The organism is Psychromonas sp. KJ10-2, from assembly GCF_047323255.1.
In the GTDB taxonomy this organism is placed as follows: domain Bacteria; phylum Pseudomonadota; class Gammaproteobacteria; order Enterobacterales; family Psychromonadaceae; genus Psychromonas.
In genome coordinates this window covers 2,455,958-2,476,265 of the sequence record NZ_CP178827.1, presented here as the reverse complement: position 1 = coordinate 2,476,265, position 20,308 = coordinate 2,455,958, and the positions used below count along the sequence as shown (strand labels likewise).

General features: G+C 40.2%; 15 protein-coding genes, 2 tRNA genes, 4 rRNA genes and 1 pseudogene. 14 read left to right on the top strand and 8 right to left on the bottom strand.

Translation table 11 applies throughout. The features are described from left to right. Nucleotides 1-19 precede the first annotated feature (19 nt). Nucleotides 20-643, top strand: a complete 624-nt coding sequence (locus ACLKL2_RS11900; RefSeq protein WP_113820098.1) for a bifunctional 4-hydroxy-2-oxoglutarate aldolase/2-dehydro-3-deoxy-phosphogluconate aldolase — start codon at nt 20-22, stop codon at nt 641-643. A 74-nt stretch (nt 644-717) separates the two neighbouring features. Here ACLKL2_RS11900 and metJ read toward each other — a convergent pair whose 3' ends face one another. The 4 genes and pseudogenes from metJ to ygfZ form a co-directional block, all read right to left on the bottom strand. Further along, nucleotides 718-1,005 carry a met regulon transcriptional regulator MetJ gene (metJ, locus tag ACLKL2_RS11895; RefSeq protein ID WP_113820099.1) on the bottom strand — a complete coding sequence of 96 codons (288 nt, stop codon included), beginning with the start codon at nt 1,003-1,005 and terminating at the stop codon, nt 718-720. A 143-nt stretch (nt 1,006-1,148) separates the two neighbouring features. Beyond that, nucleotides 1,149-1,791: pseudogene (locus ACLKL2_RS11890) on the bottom strand (class I adenylate cyclase). Next, nucleotides 1,754-3,676, bottom strand: coding sequence for a class I adenylate cyclase (locus ACLKL2_RS11885; RefSeq protein WP_413691829.1), 1,923 nt, complete (start codon nt 3,674-3,676; stop codon nt 1,754-1,756). Before ACLKL2_RS11885 ends, ACLKL2_RS11890 begins: the two are co-directional and overlap by 38 nt. A gap of 151 nt (nt 3,677-3,827) precedes the next feature. Next, a complete protein-coding gene (gene ygfZ, locus ACLKL2_RS11880; RefSeq protein ID WP_113820101.1) occupies nt 3,828-4,805 on the bottom strand; it encodes a tRNA-modifying protein YgfZ in 978 nt (325 codons plus the stop codon). 223 nt (nt 4,806-5,028) lie between these two features. Between ygfZ and ACLKL2_RS11875 the strand changes: the two genes are divergently transcribed. Both ACLKL2_RS11875 and ACLKL2_RS11870 read left to right on the top strand, forming a co-directional pair. Further along, complete coding sequence (locus ACLKL2_RS11875) at nt 5,029-5,280, top strand: succinate dehydrogenase assembly factor 2 (protein ID WP_413691828.1); 252 nt, start codon at nt 5,029-5,031, stop codon at nt 5,278-5,280. Beyond that, a complete protein-coding gene (locus ACLKL2_RS11870; RefSeq protein ID WP_413691827.1) occupies nt 5,252-5,698 on the top strand; it encodes a protein YgfX in 447 nt (148 codons plus the stop codon). Before ACLKL2_RS11875 ends, ACLKL2_RS11870 begins: the two co-directional genes overlap by 29 nt. Here ACLKL2_RS11870 and nadB read toward each other — a convergent pair. Further along, nucleotides 5,695-7,323, bottom strand: a complete 1,629-nt coding sequence (gene nadB, locus ACLKL2_RS11865) for an L-aspartate oxidase (protein WP_113820104.1) — start codon at nt 7,321-7,323, stop codon at nt 5,695-5,697. The two genes, ACLKL2_RS11870 and nadB, sit on opposite strands and share 4 nt — an antisense overlap. Nucleotides 7,324-7,489: 166 nt before the next feature. On the opposite strand from nadB, the gene rpoE reads away from it, so the two are divergent. The 11 genes from rpoE to ACLKL2_RS11810 all read left to right on the top strand — a co-directional run bounded on the left by rpoE (nt 7,490) and on the right by ACLKL2_RS11810 (nt 17,689). Beyond that, nucleotides 7,490-8,068, top strand: a complete 579-nt coding sequence (gene rpoE / locus ACLKL2_RS11860; RefSeq protein WP_113820105.1) for an RNA polymerase sigma factor RpoE — start codon at nt 7,490-7,492, stop codon at nt 8,066-8,068. Nucleotides 8,069-8,077: 9 nt separating this feature from the next. After that, nucleotides 8,078-8,611 carry a sigma-E factor negative regulatory protein gene (locus tag ACLKL2_RS11855; RefSeq protein WP_413691825.1) on the top strand — a complete coding sequence of 178 codons (534 nt, stop codon included), beginning with the start codon at nt 8,078-8,080 and terminating at the stop codon, nt 8,609-8,611. A gap of 8 nt (nt 8,612-8,619) precedes the next feature. Then, entirely contained in the window at nt 8,620-9,636 is a 1,017-nt protein-coding gene (locus ACLKL2_RS11850) for a MucB/RseB C-terminal domain-containing protein (protein ID WP_413691823.1), read from the top strand. Then, complete coding sequence (locus tag ACLKL2_RS11845; protein WP_413691822.1) at nt 9,636-10,073, top strand: SoxR reducing system RseC family protein; 438 nt, start codon at nt 9,636-9,638, stop codon at nt 10,071-10,073. Before ACLKL2_RS11850 ends, ACLKL2_RS11845 begins: the two co-directional genes overlap by 1 nt. A 469-nt stretch (nt 10,074-10,542) precedes the next feature. Further along, nucleotides 10,543-12,084, top strand: a 16S ribosomal RNA gene (locus ACLKL2_RS11840). Nucleotides 12,085-12,226: 142 nt separating this feature from the next. Further along, nucleotides 12,227-12,302, top strand: a tRNA-Glu gene (locus ACLKL2_RS11835). 425 nt (nt 12,303-12,727) lie between these two features. Next, a 23S ribosomal RNA gene (locus ACLKL2_RS11830) occupies nt 12,728-15,613 on the top strand. A 152-nt stretch (nt 15,614-15,765) separates the two neighbouring features. Then, nucleotides 15,766-15,881: ribosomal RNA gene (gene rrf / locus ACLKL2_RS11825) — 5S ribosomal RNA — on the top strand. Between the two features lie 72 nt (nt 15,882-15,953). Then, nucleotides 15,954-16,069: ribosomal RNA gene (rrf, locus tag ACLKL2_RS11820) — 5S ribosomal RNA — on the top strand. The 16S, 23S and 5S rRNA genes sit together here with 2 tRNA genes alongside, the layout of an rRNA operon. Nucleotides 16,070-16,077: 8 nt before the next feature. Next, nucleotides 16,078-16,153: transfer RNA gene (locus ACLKL2_RS11815), tRNA-Thr, on the top strand. 393 nt (nt 16,154-16,546) lie between these two features. Then, complete coding sequence (locus ACLKL2_RS11810) at nt 16,547-17,689, top strand: DegT/DnrJ/EryC1/StrS family aminotransferase (protein ID WP_413691821.1); 1,143 nt, start codon at nt 16,547-16,549, stop codon at nt 17,687-17,689. Between the two features lie 135 nt (nt 17,690-17,824). Here the strand turns inward: ACLKL2_RS11810 and ACLKL2_RS11805 are convergent, their stop codons facing one another. From ACLKL2_RS11805 to ACLKL2_RS11795, 3 genes are all read right to left on the bottom strand, one after another. Further along, the gene (locus tag ACLKL2_RS11805) at nt 17,825-18,133 is read right to left on the bottom strand and encodes a DUF1440 domain-containing protein (protein WP_413691819.1); all 309 of its coding nucleotides are present in this window, start codon (nt 18,131-18,133) and stop codon (nt 17,825-17,827) included. A gap of 256 nt (nt 18,134-18,389) precedes the next feature. After that, nucleotides 18,390-18,869: a MarR family winged helix-turn-helix transcriptional regulator gene (locus tag ACLKL2_RS11800; protein ID WP_413691818.1), complete on the bottom strand. Its 480-nt coding sequence runs from the start codon at nt 18,867-18,869 to the stop codon at nt 18,390-18,392. A gap of 169 nt (nt 18,870-19,038) precedes the next feature. Then, nucleotides 19,039-20,256, bottom strand: a complete 1,218-nt coding sequence (locus ACLKL2_RS11795) for a BCCT family transporter (protein WP_413691817.1) — start codon at nt 20,254-20,256, stop codon at nt 19,039-19,041. Nucleotides 20,257-20,308 lie beyond the last annotated feature (52 nt).

The following is a 20,308-nucleotide window of genomic DNA, read 5'->3' as shown; positions in this document are numbered from 1 at the left end:
CATATTTAGGATAGTAGAAATGACAACATTAAATGAAAAGTTACAATCACTGAAAGTGATCCCTGTTATTGCCATTAAAGATGCTAATGATGCTGTACCACTGGGTAAAGTATTAGTTGAAAATGGCATGCCTTGTGCGGAAATTACATTCCGTACTCCAGCAGCTGCACAATCAATTAAAAATTTACGTGAAGCATTTCCTGAAATGTTAATTGGTGCTGGCACAGTACTAAACAGTGAAACTGTTGATTTAGCCATTGATGCGGGTGTTGATTTTATCGTTAGTCCTGGCTTTAACCCAACAACCGTTAAATACTGTCAACAACGTAATATGCCAATTATTCCTGGTGTGAACAATCCATCGTTAGTTGAGCAAGCAATGGAAATGGGATTAACTACCCTTAAATTTTTCCCTGCTGGACCATCGGGTGGCGTTGCAATGTTAAAGTCGCTAACAGCTGTTTATCCAGTTAGCTTTATGCCAACTGGCGGTGTTTCACCTGCTAATATTAATGATTACTTAAATATTAATGCAGTATTAGCCTGTGGTGGTACGTGGATGGTACCTGCTGATCTGATTGATAACCGTGAATGGGATAAGATTGGTGAATTAGTGAAAGAAGCCGTTGCTGCACTAAACTAATTACAGTCATCGCATCTAGTTAAGCTATAAAAACCTCAATAAGCGCAGCTTATGAGGTTTTTTATTTGATACGTTTATTTAGCTGACTTGCTTAAGGTCTCTGAAATATTGACGTTTTGACTTTTATCTAGCTCATCATCTTCAGGTAAAGGTTGACCAGTATAAGCATGTAAAAAAGCTTCGCATAACAGTTCACTGTTAGTTGCATGACGTAAGTTATTCACCTGACGACGAGTACGTTCGTCTGTCAATATCTTCAATACCTTCGTAGGTATAGACACAGTCACTTTTTTTACCTGCTCACTTTTTTTCCCGTGTTCGGCATAAGGGCTGATATATTCACCGTTCCATTGTGTTGACATAGTAATAACCTTTTAAAAAATATGCTTTATTTTACCTCGATAAATTAAACATGGCAATCTATACGTACAGAGGGCTAGAAGTCTATAATTTAAAAGAGAATAGAAACAAAAGAGAATAGAAACAAAAGAGAATAGGGGAAGGCTTAAGATTTTTCTTTAACAGGGCTAAGTGCCGAGATTAAATCCTGTGCAGAAGCAACTAATTTACTGCTTTTAAAAGGGTTTAGTGACAATGTTTTATCTTCATTGAGGGTAATATCATAAAATTGTGGCAGATTAAAATTAACCTGTTCAGTGTCGGCATTAGGTAAATGATTATTAGAAGTATAAAAACGGTTTACGTTTTGTACAAACTCATTTTTTGAGCCAGCAAAGTTTAAGAATGTTTCGACATCATTTTCTGCATTAGCAATATAAACATTAAAACCATTATGGTAATTCTCAAAAGAATTGAATCAAACCTTCACTAATGTGGGATTCAATCACATCGGCGGTTTGATCGTAATGCGTGGTTTTTAAATTCAATGAACTTGTGGATAACTTCTTCTTCGAGATATGGCTATAAATATCCACCGCACTTTCTAAATGTTGCAGTGATACACCTTTACGCTCAAAGTAAAAACCAAATTTTCTGCCACCCGTCCACAATGTTTGTACCGAACGAGTATGTACGGTATGTAAACGTAGTTGAATGAATTCATTAAGTTTACTACCAAAGGCCTTACAGATTTGCTCACTAAAATGACGGCTATAACAGAAAAGGTCTATTTGTTGAGGGGGATGCATCTTGATGCATTTTCGACAAAATAGTATTAAGTGCTTCAACCACCGAGAATTGACTATTAAAGTGCAAAGTACGTACTTCATTCCATGAATTTCGGTAAATAAAGTCGATACTACCAATCAAACTCTCTTTATGTTCACCATAAGCCATTACGTTGTCGACTTGGTTTAATTCACTCTCTTCTGTATCTTGCCAATGACGTGTTGGATCTTTTTCAACATTTAAGAAAATAGATAAATGTTTAATTGCACAGGGTTCACTGAGTGCTTTATCACTGGCTTTAGGTACATAGATAGGGAAAACCGCATACAAGTCTCTGGCAAATTGATTAAGATTTTTATCAACGAGGTCAGAGCCTTGATTATATAAATGTAGAGTAGTGTCTTCATCATACAGTCCATTCACATAACTCCAAGCAACCAGCTTAGATAAATAAGGTGAATAACCTAGGTTAGGTGTTGATGCTAATTCAAATGGATCCAGCGTACTATTAAATAAATACCAACCGGCTTTATTTTTGCGATGTTCTGGAATTTGGATCAGGCTAAGGTCATGCTCAATTAGATTCGGTGAGATATTAGGGTTAATAATATCCACTTTACCAGGCAGTGTTTCATGAGCTGCATAGAGCTTACGCGATAATATACCAATATCTTCGGCACTGATCGATTCACTAATATCATTGACTCGAGCAAATTTTATTAAGTTACTGTAACTTAACATTAATGCATCAAGTAAAAGGTGATTAGCTTGTTTTACTTCGCTTATTTTCCAGTTATTACGATTATCTAAATCAACAATTTGGCTAGCAGTCCAACCCCATTGTTTCACAAGTTTTTTTAAAATAGTACGGCGCCAAGCATGACTTTCATTGTAAGAGGGTTTAGATAACATCTCTTCAGTTTTAAAGTAGAAACAAACACGCACTAACTCTAAACGCTGTAAATCATTAATGCTGATTAAGTAATGACTTACTTTTTCTAACATTAAACAATAGGGATCAAGGTGTTCATCATAACAATCTTGTTCTTGGAAACTTTTTTTGTAGGAAGTCGAGATCAGCTCTGTATTGGGGTATTCCCAAGAGTAAGCTTCCATTAATATGGTTTTTAAGGTGGCTTTATACGGGTTATCAATCCCTTTATATAGCTGCCATAAGGTTGCACCAAATAATTCTTCAGCTGGTACACGGTGTAAACCACCTAGGTCTAACCAATCATCTGGATTGATTTTTCCAGTGTCATAAAGATTTTTCACATAATTATCATAATCATGCTCATGTTCATGCGGAATTTGTCGCCATAGAATTCGACGGCCAGCAACACGCAATGAAGTACGATAAAACTCATCTAATAACAGCATATGCTGTGAGCTACCACAGGACTCATTACTTAATGATGCTTTATTTTTAACTCTGAACTTATTATCAGGAATAAGGAAGAAGTTAAGTTCTACGCCTAAACTTTCTGCCCAATAAGTAATTTCCCAAGATTTTTCATTAAGTAATGCTACTCGGTCTGCACCCAAGGTATGTGAATAACAGATCCAAATATCAAAATCACTTTCAGAGCATTGCCCAATAGAGGAAGTACTGCCCATTGCATATAGGCCAATAATTTCGTTTTTTTCTACAGGTGGCTCAGGGACAACGGAAAAAAGTTGCTTGGCAAGCGTTTGATGTTCTTGGGTTGGATTGAATTGGCTAATGCCCGTTGGTACATCACCTTCAACATATCCCGGAAGGCTAGGGGAGTGATAATGAAATAGGAAAGGACAAATTTGAAATACGTTGGCTTCGTCTTGTTTCATTAATGCGAGAGCAGATCTAACACGCAAACGAGAAAACTCATCTGATTTATCGCGTAATTGAATGATTTCTTGGCTCAAGCTGTGTTCCATTAGTACAGGTATTAGTGTTAATTCAACCTTATAAAAAGTGTGAGCATCATAGCATTAATTCTGGTTGTTGGTAAATATAGTGTGAAATGAGTTGATTTTGGGAGGAACTAGCCCTCAGCATAACTGAGGGCTAGTTAACTTAATCTTCGGTTATTTGGTAAGGTAAAGGAGCGCAATACAGTGTTGAACCCTCAAGTTCTTTTACTTGGAAAATATCATCAGTATTTGTATCTTTTGGTAATACCGCGAGTACCTCAATGTGCCCATCGCCATATTGACTAGCAGACACGATAGTACCTACTCTTTTCCAGTTATTATTTAATAATACTTCCACTGTTTGCCCCGCTTTAGGACAATCCGCTGAACGACCTGTTAGAATAAACATGGCACGCTTGTTTGCGCCTCGGTACTTGGCGCGCGCTACGGTTTCTTGCCCAATGTAACAACCTTTAGTAAAGCTAATACCATCTAATGCCTGTAGATTTAGCATTTGAGGAATAAACTGCGCGGTTGTTTCCGCAGTTAAAAAGCCAACACCTGCAGCAATATTCATTGCATTCCATAAGCTGTCGTCAAAGACTTGTGCTTTGTCTTCTAAATCTACTAACAATGCTTCTGCTACAGCATTCTTCATGACCGCAAGGTAACGCAATGAAGGGTAAGGTTGTTTGATTAATACTGTGCCAGTGTCTAATAATCGGCTAGTATCATGAGTTGCTGCTGTATCCACCTCTTCTGCAATATATTCTGCTGATTTGTGACCCGCTAAGCCTAATATCTTATATTCAGTCTCTTTTTCAATAGTGACTTTAGAGAATGCGGCATACTTTTTAAGTTCAGGTAGTTGCACCTCTGACACAGAGCTAGGTTGGGTTAATAGAATACGATCAGCTAATATAATCACTCGGGCAATGGTCCATGCTTTACCTTGAGGGTTACAGTGTGCCGCTAATGTTTGCTCACCCGGTACTAATTGCGTTAAATCACAAGTTAGTTGTCCTTGTAAAAAAGTAACACGGTCTTCACCTGTAATGCTGATCAAGTCCCAGCTATCGAGTGGACAGAGAACAAGATCGGGTAATTGGCTAATATTCTCAAGTTGGCTAAGTGTTAGCATGGTTGGCCTCATTTATGGACGAATGTGTTTTTTTACAATGTTATCGCCAATCGTCTATTTTACAACTGCTAAATGATGGTATTGATGTCGTACACGCTATATTTCTTAGAATAAATAACTGACTAATATAGGTGCTTATAATAAGCTACTGGTTTGTTTCAACGTTTATACGTATAAGTTGATAAGCAACTTAACGTTTTCATTTAAAAAGGAAGGTTTAGTCATGCCAAAAGAGGTTCCTCTTTCTCGTTTAATATGGGCTTGTCGTCGTGGTATGTTAGAACTCGATGTTTTGCTTATGCCATTTGCAAAAGAAGCATACAGTGATTTAAGCGAACAACATAAGCTGTACTTCCAACGTTTATTAACCTGTGAAGATCCCGAGTTATTTGCGTGGTTTATGGGCCATGAGAAATGTCCAGATCCACAGTTGGCTGAAATTGTCGATGTCATCCTTAAGCGCGTTAAAATATAAGATAAGCACCGATCCTTCTGTTATCGCCAAAGTCTTGGCGATAACTTTACTGCTGCTCAGTGCTATTATACTTTACTTATTATGGGGAGTTGGTTGGTTTAGTGCTCTGTTATTAATCATATATATTCTTGTCTCTGCCTATTTTGTTTGTTCTTCGGTACAACTGCCTTTCAGCTGTCTTTTATCCGATGCTGGTCATATTGAAATAAGCGAACCGAAACAGCTGATAGGGGTGATCGATAGGCGCTCTTTTTATAATGCTTGGGTGATGTTTTTATGTGTAGAGCAAGTGGATGCATTATTGGTAGAAGTAAAACACGATAATCCTAGAAAGTGGTTTATCGTGTTTTATGACAGTGTAACGGAACAAGAGTATCGATTACTGGCACGTTTGATTAATACAGCATACGCAGGTTAATTATTATTAGGATTTAAAATCGTTGGCTTGGGATTATCATTTTGTTCGGGGTAATCTAAGTTGTAATGTAGGCCACGACTCTCTTTCCTTTGTATTGCACTCTTGATAATCAACTCAGCGACTTGTACTAGATTTCTTAGTTCTAATAAATTATTACCAACTTTAAAGTTACTATAATACTCAGTGATCTCATGCTGTAATAATTCAACACGACTTAAAGCACGTTGTAGGCGTTTGTCTGTACGTACTATACCGACATAATCCCACATAAATAAACGTAGCTCGTGCCAGTTATGCTGAATAACCACTTGCTCGTCGGAGTTTTCGACTTGGCTGTCATCCCAGTCTGGAATCTTGGCAAATTTACGTTGTTTATAAAAAGGAATTCGATTAATAATATCTTTAGCGCTAGCATGCGCATAAACAATACATTCTAATAATGAGTTAGAAGCCAAGCGGTTAGCACCATGTAAACCGGTATAAGTGACTTCACCAATAGCATATAAACCATCAATATCGGTTTGACCGTGATGGTCGATCATCACACCACCGCAGGTATAGTGAGCCGCTGGGACAATAGGCATTGGCTGCTCTGCGATATCTAACCCTAGTGATAAACAACGTTGGTATATAGTAGGGAAGTGCTTAATAATAAATTCTTTGGGTTTATGGCTAATATCTAGATACATACAATCCACACCTAAGCGCTTCATCTCATAATCAATCGCTCGTGCGACAATATCACGTGGCGCTAATTCACCACGTTCATCAAAGTCGGGCATAAAGCGAGTCCCGTCGGGGCGTAATAATAGTGCCCCTTCGCCACGTAATGCTTCAGTTAATAAAAAGTTTTTTGCATCTTTATGGTACAGGCAGGTTGGATGAAATTGATTAAATTCCATATTAGCGACGCGACAACCGCTTCGCCATGCCAGTGCAACACCATCTCCACTAGAGACATCCGGATTACTAGTATATTGATATACCTTACTTGCACCGCCTGTCGCTAGAGTGACAAAGTGAGCGTTAACGGTTTCAACTTGTTCAGCTTCTCTATTCCAAACATAAGCTCCTAATACACGGTTGGCAGGTAAATTTAATTTACGTGTCGTGATTAAATCAATGGCGTTATAACCTTCCATTAGGGTGATGTTTGGGTGGTTTTTAACGGCACTTAATAAAGACTCTTCAATCTCTCTGCCCGTCGCATCGGCGGCATGTAATATTCGACGATGAGAGTGACCGCCTTCACGCGTTAAATGATATTGTGTTTCTGATTGGTCGTTGGTTTCTGTATCAAAATCAACGCCCGTATCAATTAACCATTGCATACTTTCTTTAGCGTTAGTGACGGTAAAGTTAACTGCATCTTCATCACATAAGCCGGCACCGGCTATCAGTGTGTCTTCAAAATGTGAGTCGGTACTATCGTCATCAGAGAATACCGCTGCTACACCGCCTTGTGCATAATAAGTGGAACCTTCAGAAAGTTTTCCTTTACTTAAGACTCTTACATTGCTGTGATCTGCAATTTTTAAGGCTAATGATAAGCCCGCTGCACCTGCGCCAATAATTAATACATCACAAGTGTATTGATGTTCAGGTGTTGTTTTATTCTCTGCCATGGCATTATATGCTCTGTTTTGGGTAAAGTAGTGTAACTAACATTTCGAATAACTAGAGAGTTTATCCAAAAACATCATTGTTTTGAATTAATTTGGAACTTTCTTTTTTATAAAAGTCATATCTGTGAGAATTGATAGCTCACTATAATATAGGTAGAAAAGCTCAATGAATGAGCGTGAATTAGATTTACAGTTAATACAACGTATACAAAATGGTGAGCAACAAGCATTTGCATTATTAGTACGTAAGTACCAGACGCGTGTGGCCAATATATTAACACGTTATGTGCGTAGTTCAGGTGATATACCTGATGTATCGCAAGAAGTGTTTATAAAAGTATATAAATCATTACCTAACTTTAGAGGTGATAGTGCTTTTTATACTTGGCTGTTTCGCATTACGGTTAATACTGCAAAAAATTACTTAACCAGTCAAAGTCGTCGTCCGCCTGCGTCAGATATAGATGCAGAAGAAGCTGATAGTTACGATGGCAGTGGTGCTTTAAAAGATGAGGACAACCCTGAGTCTCTTTTACATTCTCAGGAAATAAAAGAAGTCATCTTAAAAGTGATTGGTGGTTTACCAGATGAGTTAAAGTCTGCGATTACTTTGCGCGAACTTGAAGGAATGAGCTATGACGAAATTGCACAAATTGAAAATTGTCCAATTGGTACCGTCCGTTCTCGTATCTTCAGAGCACGTGAAGCAATTGACAAACAACTCAAACCCTTATTAGAAAATTAATTGGAATTGATGATGAAAGAATACTCACAAGATCTGTCATCGCTCATTGATAATGAGTTTGATGACCAAGAGATCATCGACACAGTACTTGAGGATGTTGAATTACAGCAACAATTCTCAAGATACCAGCTAATTGGTGACGTTCTTCGTGAAGAAAGCGATGGCTTAGATTTACGCGTTGATGTGACTGATAGTGTAATGGCAGCGATTGCTAACGAAGTTCAACAAGATAATGTTGTGCCATTAGTAACTCCTGATAAACAAGAAACTAACGTTGTCCCATTCATGAAGCGTTTTGGTCAATATGCAATTGCTGCCTCGGTAGCAGGTGTTGTAGTGGTCAGTAGCCTAGTGGTGAATCAAGACAATGCAACCGATGCAAGCTCAACACCAGTACTGAATACCGTACCTTTTGGTGGCGCAGCTGCACCAGTAAGTTTGCAGGCGACACCAGCACAAACAGAAAGTGACATTAAAGAGCGTAATGAACGTTTAGAAGCGTTAGTGAAGGACCATCAGTTACAGTTGCAAACAAAACCTTAAGGTTGGCGATGAAACATCGATTATTTTTAGTTGCGTTAGTGTCACTTATTTCGTTAATAGTGTCACCGCAACTAATGGCAAGCTCTGAGTCCGAAGTAGCACAACCTGAGCAAGCAAAAACAGCGCAAGTAGCTTTACCATCTGCATTAACTTATTTAAATAACATGAAGCAAGCTTATAATAACTTGAATTATACGCTGCTTTATTTAAATACAGCCCAAAATAAAATAGAGCCAAAGCAATTAGTCCATGGCGTGATTGATGGTAAGCGTATCAGTTACTTTACCTACTTAAATGGGGCAATGCGTGAGTCGTTACAATTTGATGGTAAAATTAGTTTTTATCAACAAGGCACTAAACCATACAGCTTAATCAGTCACCAGGATCAAAGTGTGTTTGCTGATATTGCTAACTTTGATTTCAAAAGTGGCAATAGAAGTTATGAATACATTATCCTAGGGAAAGACAGAATCGCAGGCAAAAAAGCCATAGCGATACGTATGATAAGTAAAGATAAATATCGTTACAGCTATATAGTCTGGTTAGATCTAGGCAGTTATTTACCCCTGCGTTTAGATATTATTAACAAATCCAATATAATACTTGAGCAAACCATGGTTGTTTCAATGAATATTAGTCATACCGTCAGCCCTTGGATAAAACAACTCAGTACACAATCCACACCAGATATATTAACCTTGCCACAAACGACTACATCAAATATTGCACAGTGGAATGTCGATTGGCTACCAACTGGCTTTAAAGTCATAAAAGACGATCAACATAAATTAATGATGCATGATACTGATCCAGTCTCTTACTTAATGTTGAATGACGGTATTGTTAGCGTGTCAGTGTATATTTCTAGTAATAAATCTTTATTGGCTGATCAGCAAAACATTATTCAACGTGGTGGTACTCTAATCTATACTAAACAAGTCAATAATGCTGAAGTTAATATTATTGGACAAATACCATTGGTCACAGCTGAAAAAATAGCAGCATCAATTAAACCGGTACATTAATGTTAAAAGAAACAGGTCGTATCATTGAGATAACCGAAATAAACGGTGAAAAGAGTGTCATTGTCGAGTGCATCTCTAAATCTGCCTGTAAATCTTGCAGTAGTAATGATAATTGTGGTGTTGGTGTCGTTGCCAAAGGCATTAGTGATAAGTCTCACCACATCTCCATGCCATATAAAGAAGGGATGGAAGTAAATAAACAAATAGAATTATTAGTTAATAATAAAGATATCGTACAAAGTTCTTTGGTTGTTTATATCATTCCGCTTATTTTATTTGTTGTTACTTGCATCATTTCCAACTTAATCACCGATAATGAACCTCTTATTATCCTATTTTCAGTATCTGCATTACTTATTGGTAGTGTTATTGCCAAACTTCTATCCGCAATCCTTTATCCTGCTAACAGTTTAAACAAGATAATAAGCACAAAATAACAGCATAAAAGCGTGTTATTTTGAGCGGTTTGTTGGTTAATTAAGCGGTCAGTAAAATAATCAAAAAAACAGTAATAAACGCTTGCTTACCTTTTCAAGATCCCTATAATGCGCATCCACAGACACGGGACGGAACGCAAGTTACCCAGCGAGTTTGAGAACAAAACAAACGCAGTAAACGCTTCGAAGTTCGCTTCGAAATAAAGTTGAAAATTAACGTTGACATTGTTCGAAAGGCGCGTAATATACGCCGCCTAGCCGAAAGGCACGCTCTTTAACAATTTAATCAAACAATCTGTGTGAGCACTTATTGTTGATGTGATTTCAAATTAGAAATCCTAACTTAGTTAGGTAACATCAATGCTTAGTGACACACGAATTAATTCATTAATTCAGAATAACATTGTACTTCGGTACATAGTTTTAGTCAGTAATATTGAGTCGCAACTTAGGTTGCAAATTAAACTTTAAATTGAAGAGTTTGATCATGGCTCAGATTGAACGCTGGCGGCAGGCTTAACACATGCAAGTCGAACGGTAACAGAAAGTAGCTTGCTACTTTGCTGACGAGTGGCGGACGGGTGAGTAATGCTTGGGAATATGCCTTATGGTGGGGGACAACAGTTGGAAACGACTGCTAATACCGCATAACATCTCCGGATCAAAGTGGGGACCTTCGGGCCTCACGCCATAAGAGTAGCCCAAGTGGGATTAGCTAGTTGGTAAGGTAATGGCTTACCAAGGCGACGATCCCTAGTTGGTCTTAGAGGATGACCAGCCACACTGGAACTGAGACACGGTCCAGACTCCTACGGGAGGCAGCAGTGGGGAATATTGCACAATGGGCGCAAGCCTGATGCAGCCATGCCGCGTGTGTGAAGAAGGCTTTCGGGTTGTAAAGCACTTTCAGCGAGGAGGAAAGGTTGTACTTTAATAGAGTGCAGCTGTGACGTTACTCGCAGAAGAAGCACCGGCTAACTCCGTGCCAGCAGCCGCGGTAATACGGAGGGTGCGAGCGTTAATCGGAATTACTGGGCGTAAAGCGCGCGTAGGCGGTTAATTAAGTCAGATGTGAAATCCCGTGGCTCAACCTTGGAACTGCATTTGAAACTGGTTAACTAGAGTTTTGTAGAGGGTGGTAGAATTTCAGGTGTAGCGGTGAAATGCGTAGAGATCTGAAGGAATACCAGTGGCGAAGGCGGCCACCTGGACAAAGACTGACGCTGAGGCGCGAAGGCGTGGGGAGCAAACGGGATTAGATACCCTGGTAGTCCACGCAGTAAACGATGTCTATTAGAATTTTGTAGCTATATGCTGTGGGATTCAAAGCTAACGCATTAAATAGACCGCCTGGGGAGTACGGCCGCAAGGTTAAAACTCAAATGAATTGACGGGGGCCCGCACAAGCGGTGGAGCATGTGGTTTAATTCGATGCAACGCGAAGAACCTTACCATCCCTTGACATCCAGAGAATCTGTTAGAGATAGTAGAGTGCCTTCGGGAGCTCTGAGACAGGTGCTGCATGGCTGTCGTCAGCTCGTGTTGTGAAATGTTGGGTTAAGTCCCGCAACGAGCGCAACCCTTATCCTTATTTGCCAGCGGGTTATGCCGGGAACTCTAGGGACACTGCCGGTGATAAACCGGAGGAAGGTGGGGACGACGTCAAGTCATCATGGCCCTTACGGGATGGGCTACACACGTGCTACAATGGCAAATACAAAGGGCAGCTAACCAGCGATGGTATGCGAATCTCCTAAAGTTTGTCGTAGTCCGGATCGGAGTCTGCAACTCGACTCCGTGAAGTTGGAATCGCTAGTAATCGTGGATCAGAATGCCACGGTGAATACGTTCCTGGGCCTTGTACACACCGCCCGTCACACCATGGGAGTGGGCTGCACCAGAAGTCATTAGCTTAACCTTCGGGATGGCGATGACCACGGTGTGGTTCATGACTGGGGTGAAGTCGTAACAAGGTAGCCCTAGGGGAACCTGGGGCTGGATCACCTCCTTACGTAAAGAAACACATTGACAAGCCTTCCGGTGAATTTGCTTAGGCAAATAAACCTACCGGCATGAGTTTTTGCTCCGCAAATACTCATCGAGTGCCCACACAGATTGTTTGATTAGAATGATAAAGCGCAAAGTAGTTTCCGGTCCCCATCGTCTAGAGGCCTAGGACACCGCCCTTTCACGGCGGTAACAGGGGTTCAAATCCCCTTGGGGATACCAACTACTACTTTCAAAGATACTTAATAACTATTTTATACATAGAATAATTATTAAGTGTTTTTAACACTGCTCTTTAATAATTAGGAAAGCTGATAAATGTTCTTATTTATCGCACAAAAACAATGAGTTACTTGTAACTTGATTGGTGTGATAAATAAAACGAAATGTTTAATTCATTAACGTGAATTAAACGAGTTCTCAATATTAAAACTTCGGTTTTAGTATTGTAATCAAGCAAATAGTTCATTTTTACGAAGTAAATGTGAACACAAATGCACATTACATGCAAATGTAATGAGTACGTATCTACACACTCTTAGAGTGTTAGGTGCACGAAAAACGTAAACGTTTTTCATATGTAAATATGAGAGTCGCAAGCGTCTTGGAAACAACATACACATTTAGACACTGTTTAGGTGTTGTATGGTTAAGTGAATAAGCGTGCACGGTGGATGCCTAGGCAATTAGAGGCGATGAAGGACGTGGTAATCTGCGATAAGTCCAGGGAGTTGATAACAAGCGTTATATCCTGGAATTTCCGAATGGGGCAACCCGGCACTTAGTGTCATCGTTATGTGAATACATAGCATAGCGAAGCAAACGAGGGGAACTGAAACATCTAAGTACCCTTAGGAAAAGAAATCAACCGAGATTCCGACAGTAGCGGCGAGCGAAATCGGAACAGCCCTTAAGCTGTTTAAAAGTTAGTGGAAGGCTCTGGAAAGTGCCACGGTACAGGGTGATAGTCCCGTACACAAAAACTTCTTTACAGTGAAAACGAGTAAGTCGGGACACGAGAAATCCTGATTGAATATGGGGGGACCATCCTCCAAGGCTAAATACTCCTAATTGACCGATAGTGAACCAGTACCGTGAGGGAAAGGCGAAAAGAACCCCTGTGAGGGGAGTGAAATAGAACCTGAAACCGTGTACGTACAAGCAGTAGGAGCGGATTTATTCCGTGACTGCGTACCTTTTGTATAATGGGTCAACGACTTAATTTCAGTAGCAAGGTTAACCATTTAGGGGAGCCGTAGGGAAACCGAGTCTTAACTGGGCGAATAGTTGCTGGGATTAGACCCGAAACTTGGTGATCTAGCCATGAGCAGGTTGAAGATTGAGTAACATCAATTGGAGGACCGAACCCACTAATGTTGAAAAATTAGGGGATGACTTGTGGCTGGGGGTGAAAGGCCAATCAAACCAAGAGATAGCTGGTTCTCCTCGAAAGCTATTTAGGTAGCGCCTCATGTATCACTGTTGGGGGTAGAGCACTGTTAAGGCTAGGGGGTCATCCCGACTTACCAACCCTTTGCAAACTCCGAATACCAACAAGTGCAATCATGGGAGACACACGGCGGGTGCTAACGTCCGTCGTGGAAAGGGAAACAACCCAGACCGCCAGCTAAGGTCCCAAAGTATATGTTAAGTGGGAAACGATGTGGGAAGGCTTAGACAGCTAGGAAGTTGGCTTAGAAGCAGCCATCTTTTAAAGAAAGCGTAATAGCTCACTAGTCGAGTCGGCCTGCGCGGAAGATTTAACGGGGCTAAACATATCACCGAAGCTGCGGACGCATATTTATATGCGTGGTAGAGGAGCGTTCTGTAAGCCGTCGAAGGGAAAGGTGTAAACCATCCTGGAGGTATCAGAAGTGCGAATGTTGACATGAGTAACGATAAGGGGGGTGAAAAACCTCCCCGCCGGAAGACCAAGGGTTCCTGTCCAACGTTAATCGGGGCAGGGTGAGTCGACCCCTAAGGCGAGGCCGAAAGGCGTAGTCGATGGGAAACGGGTTAATATTCCCGTACCCTTATATTTTGCGATGGGAGGACGGAGAAGGCTAGGTGGGCCTGGCGATGGTTGTCCAGGTTCAAGCGTGTAGGTAGGTGACTTAGGTAAATCCGGGTTGCTATATACTGAGACGCGATGTCGAGCTACTAAGGTAGTGAAGTCATTGATGCCATACTTCCAGGAAAAGTCTCTAAGCTTCAGAAATATGAGGATCGTACCCCAAACCGACACAGGTGGTCAGGTAGAGAATACCAAGGCGCTTGAGAGAACTCGGGTGAAGGAACTAGGCAAAATGGTACCGTAACTTCGGGAGAAGGTACGCCCTTGACGGTGATGAGACTTGCTCTCTAAGCTGTTGGGGGCCGAAGATACCAGATGGCTGCAACTGTTTATTAAAAACACAGCACTCTGCTAAATCGTAAGATGACGTATAGGGTGTGACGCCTGCCCGGTGCCGGAAGGTTAATTGATGTGGTTAGACTTAGGTCGAAGCTATTGATCGAAGCCCCGGTAAACGGCGGCCGTAACTATAACGGTCCTAAGGTAGCGAAATTCCTTGTCGGGTAAGTTCCGACCTGCACGAATGGCGTAATGATGGCCATGCTGTCTCCACCCGAGACTCAGTGAAGTTGAAATCGCAGTGAAGATGCTGTGTACCCGCGGCTAGACGGAAAGACCCCGTGAACCTTTACTATAGCTTAGCAGTGAACTTAGAGCCTACATGTGTAGGATAGGTGGGAGGCTTTGAAACCGCGTCGCCAGATGCGGTGGAGCCGACCTTGAAATACCACCCTTGTATGTTTTGAGTTCTAACCATGGCCCCTGAATCGGGGTTTGGGACACTGTTTGGTGGGTAGTTTGACTGGGGCGGTCTCCTCCCAAAGAGTAACGGAGGAGTACGAAGGTTGGCTAATCACGGTCGGACATCGTGAGGTTAGTACAATGGTATAAGCCAGCTTAACTGCGAGACAGACACGTCGAGCAGGTACGAAAGTAGGTCATAGTGATCCGGTGGTTCTGAATGGAAGGGCCATCGCTCAACGGATAAAAGGTACTCCGGGGATAACAGGCTGATACCGCCCAAGAGTTCATATCGACGGCGGTGTTTGGCACCTCGATGTCGGCTCATCACATCCTGGGGCTGAAGTCGGTCCCAAGGGTATGGCTGTTCGCCATTTAAAGTGGTACGCGAGCTGGGTTTAGAACGTCGTGAGACAGTTCGGTCCCTATCTGCCGTGGGCGTTTGAGAATTGAGAGGAGCTGCTCCTAGTACGAGAGGACCGGAGTGGACGAACCGCTGGTGTTCGGGTTGTTATGCCAATAGCATTGCCCGGTAGCTACGTTCGGAATCGATAACCGCTGAAAGCATCTAAGCGGGAAGCGAGCCTCAAGATGAGTTCTCACTGGAACTTTAAGTTCCCTAAAGGGCCGTTGGAGACTACAACGTTGATAGGCAAGGTGTGTAAGTACGGCAACGTATTGAGCTAACTTGTACTAATTACCCGTGAGGCTTAACCATACAACACCTAAGTAGTGTTGTTATGTGACCAAGATAGTCAAAGAAGACGTTAAAATATAAGCGCTTGTGATAGCGTATTTACATAGAGCTGATTAAACAGAACAACAACAAAAAAGAACATTAGAATGTCACTTTCCTAATTACAATTTATGCTTGGCGGCCATAGCGCTGTGGTACCACCTGATCCCATGCCGAACTCAGAAGTGAAACGCAGCTGCGCCGATGATAGTGTGGGGTCTCCCCATGTGAAAGTAGGTCATCGCCAAGCGCCTTATTCAAAACCCCAGTCTAAACGGCTGGGGTTTTAATATTTATAATAAGTTATAAATAAACGATTTTTTCTGATAATAATAGCGCTGTGGTACCACCTGATCCCTTGCCGAACTCAGAAGTGAAACGCAGTTGCGCCGATGATAGTGTGGGGCCTCCCCATGTGAAAGTAGGTCATTATCAGATCCCCTTTTGCTGATATGGCTCAGTTGGTAGAGCGCACCCTTGGTAAGGGTGAGGTCGGCGGTTCAAATCCGCCTATCAGCACCATTTATGGTTCCCTCATCTTTAATCCTATTATTTTAACTCCCTATTTATACTTCTAATATTATCCCCATCTTCTATTTATACCAATCATAGTAAGTAACTGATCTATTTTACTTGTTAAAACAACTTATTTTTTCGTTGTAAGTTTCGTATAGGGAACAACCATTTACATCAACTTACGCCTCAAACTAAGCCATTTTTCCGGCGCAAAATTTAGATCAGTTATTTAATACAATTGGTATTATTTTTATTTTCCTATATTTTTTATTAAGCATTTTTATTTTCTGTATTTTGTGGTTCTATTCTTTATTGTTATTGGCACTAGGGAATGATGGAACTGACACAGTATTGTGATTGTAGATAAACTTATTTTATGGATGAATGGAGTTCGGTACTGTGTCTTTTAAGAAATCTTTTACTCAGCAGGAAGCTATTCCTGATGAAGGTATTGAAGCGGCAATAGAGATAATGAAGTCGGGTAGGTTGCATCGTTATAACGTTAACTCTGGTGAAAAGAGTTTAACGGATCAACTTGAGTTAGCCTTCAGCCAATACATGGGAGTTGATAACTGCTTAGCTTGTGCTTCTTGCGGTTATGCACTGCATATTGCATTAAAAGCATTAGGCGTAAAAGAAGGCGATAAAGTCCTTTGTAATGCGTTTACTTTAGCCCCTGTCCCTGGTGCAATAGATAATGCTGGCGGTGTGCCAGTATTAGTCGATATTGATAAACAACTTTGTATCGACTTAGATGATTTAGAAAATAAAGCGCGTGCCAGTGGCGCTAAATATTTATTACTTTCCCATATGCGTGGTCACATCTCTGATATGGATCGCATCATGAAAATTTGTAAAGACTTCAATCTATTATTAATCGAAGATTGTGCTCATACCATGGGGGCAAAATGGAATGGTAAAATGAGTGGTAGTTTTGGTGATGTTGCTTGTTTTAGTACTCAAACCTATAAACATATGAATTCAGGTGAAGGTGGGTTATTAATTACGCCTCACAGCGATGTGATTAGCAAAGCTATTATCTACTCTGGCTCTTACATGCTTTATGATAAACACTATGCTGCGCCTGATAAGCAAGCCTTTGATGCCGTTAAGTATACGACCCCTAATTACAGTGGGCGTATGGATAACTTGAGAGCTGCGATATTATTGCCACAGCTTGAGTTACTCGATAAAAAATGTACTGCCTGGAATGACAGATATTTTGCAATGAGTGATATTTTTAAAACAAGTAATGAGATTGTGTTAATTGAACGTGATATCAAAGAGCAGTTTGTGGCTAGTTCTATACAGTTCTTTATCCCTGCTTTATCTCCTACTCAATTTCCATTACTTATTCAGGCGTGTGAAGCACAAGGAGTCTCTATTAAATGGTTTGGTGATAGTGAGCCAAACGGATATACCAGTAAATATGATAGTTGGCATTACATTAGTGATAAAACTAGCTTAGTAGATACTGAGCGTATTTTAGCGACTTTAATTGATATTCGTATTCCACTTACTTTTACCTCGAAGATTGTATGACGGTTGCCAAGATTATAAATACACAGGTCGAACTGGCAGTGGCTAAAATTTGAGGCTGGTGAAGTAAAAGAATTATATAAAAAGACCAGTAACATAAGTGACTGGTCTTGGTGTAAACGGTATTTAGTGTAAGTACTATGTCTTTTTCATCATATATTGACGGAAAACTTCAATCACCCACATCCATAAAATATGTCCTAATGTTTCAGAAACAAGTTCATTTATCGGTAAATCCCATATCGCAGGTGCCCAGCCAAACACAGGTAAGGTAATGCCGTGGAAAAGGATTGTTAATAAGATACCAACCCCAACCCCCTGCCATAACGTTATTTTGGGACAACGTTCTGCAAGTACACAGTAAAGCATTGCAAAAAAGATAGAGAATAGGTGATGAACACCTGCAATACCCCAGTTAACAACATGCTCAGAATAAGTGTAAGTCATATTTTGATTGGTATAATAAGTGATATTAATCGAGCCAATGTCGGCACTTAATAATATCTTACGACAAGAGTATCGTTTTATCTGTCTGAACTTTTATATGACAAATTTATTTAGTAAAAAATTCGTCCATTTTATTTAACATAAGTATAGGAATAGAAGGTTATAGAGGTCAGCATTAATGAGTTATTAAATACAATCTTATTATGAGAAAAATATGTAGAAGTCATTACGACCCTACATTTTTTAAATGTAGGGTTTAGGTCTCTGTGTCTTGTATCTTGCCAACTAATAATACTGGTGCAGCATCTAATTCAGTGGCGTCCATCATTGAGGCAATGCGTTCTACAGCAGAAAGCAGTTGGCTTTGCTCCCATTCATCAAGGTTCTTATAACGTTTTATAAAATGTTCTTGTAACGGTTTTGGCGATGAACTTAAGACTTCTTTACCCGCTTCACTTAATGATAAGTGGACCTTGCGTTTATCTGTTTTGCTGCGCGTTCTAATAATAAAGCTGCGCTTTTCAAGCCTATCAAGAATCGTGGTGACAGTTGCGGCACTCAAGGTTATTTCTTGAGCAATTTGTTTTGCTAGCGGCGCATCAAGTTGATCAATTTTTTGCATCACTAACAACTGCGGGCCAGTTAAGCCTGATTCTTTATTTAATTGACGTGAGTGTATACTGATAGCCCTGATCACACGGCGTAACGAAATTAATAACTGCTCTTGCTTTTCCATAATACTCACCTCAAATTTTTGCGTAGGATAGCAAAAAAATCATAGGGCTCATGTTTAAAATCATAAAAAAGCAGAATAACGGAGCTTGTTATTCTGCTTTTTATTGAACAGCTACTATTGAGGATATTAAATGTTAAATTTGTTTAACTTCACCCTATAGTTATTGTTTTTAATCCATTAATTCAATTTTAGTAAAATCGATTTTATTCTCTTTTGGAGAGCGTTCAATATCTGCAACTTTACGTAAATATTTTAATAGAATATAAGCAAAGCAACCTAAGATTAAGCCAATTGCCAATGCACCAACCCATTGAATTTGTAGAAAGTTTAATTTAAATAATAATGTTAAACCACTCAACAAAGCAATATTACCAATGATGTAAGGTATCTTACCAAAACGTTTTACTGTTAAGTTTAGGTTATCCGTGTATAAGCGGATTAGCGAATCAAGCGAGTTGACAACAAATGTAATACCAACAATCACCATCGCTAAGTTATAAAAACCTGCTGTCGGGATTGAATTTGCACTGTAGTAATAAAGGACAGTAAACCAAACTGCAATTGGAATTGATGGGAATATCATCATTGCACCAAGTACTTGATAAGTTCTCATTCCACTTACAAAGCGAGAAGTGAACTGACCAATCATAATACTCCAAGCAAACCACCAGAATAGGTAAAATTCATGGTAATCATTTAACGGTAATACAAAGTGATGTAAGTTAGCAAAATAGTCGCCGAGTAACCCAAAGGTCGTGAAGAATTCTCCAACGCTTGAACTTTCAGATAAAAAGGCACCTGCCCACATCATGATGATCAACGCAAAGAATAACCAACTACTACCTAGGCTTAAAATTCTTACATAGCGAATACTGGTACTTGAGTACACTGCTACGGCAATCGCTAAAAAGACAATCAGGTAGAAGCTACCAACAATAGATTCACCATCACCTATTCCCGGTAAGTACCAAGGTAAGTTAGTTAATAGCAAATAAGCTGTAAAAGCACAGGTACCAATGATAACTATGTTGTTAATCGCTTTGATTAGCGGTATTTCGAAAAATTTGACTCTTGGTTCTATCACGCAAAAATAGAAACAAGTAACAAAATAAAATGCCCAAATTAAGAAGGCCCAAAAACCAAATTCAATTGAAAGAGGGTTGGTAAAGCCATATTCTGGACTAGTAGCTAAATCTGCATATCCAGCAAACTCTGTCAGTGGGAACATAATTAAACCAACATCTAATCCAGAGGTAAAAAGGATTGCGATGAAAGTGAATTTACGCACAGGTGTAACACCTATACATTGCATGTTACCCCAACGGTATAAGATAAATGCAATTGCGGCAAAAACGAATAGAATGCCGGTTGAAAGCCAAAGCGTCATTATTTGGCCTCCCTAAAGAGTGTGTTAATCAACATAGATAATTCCTTATTTT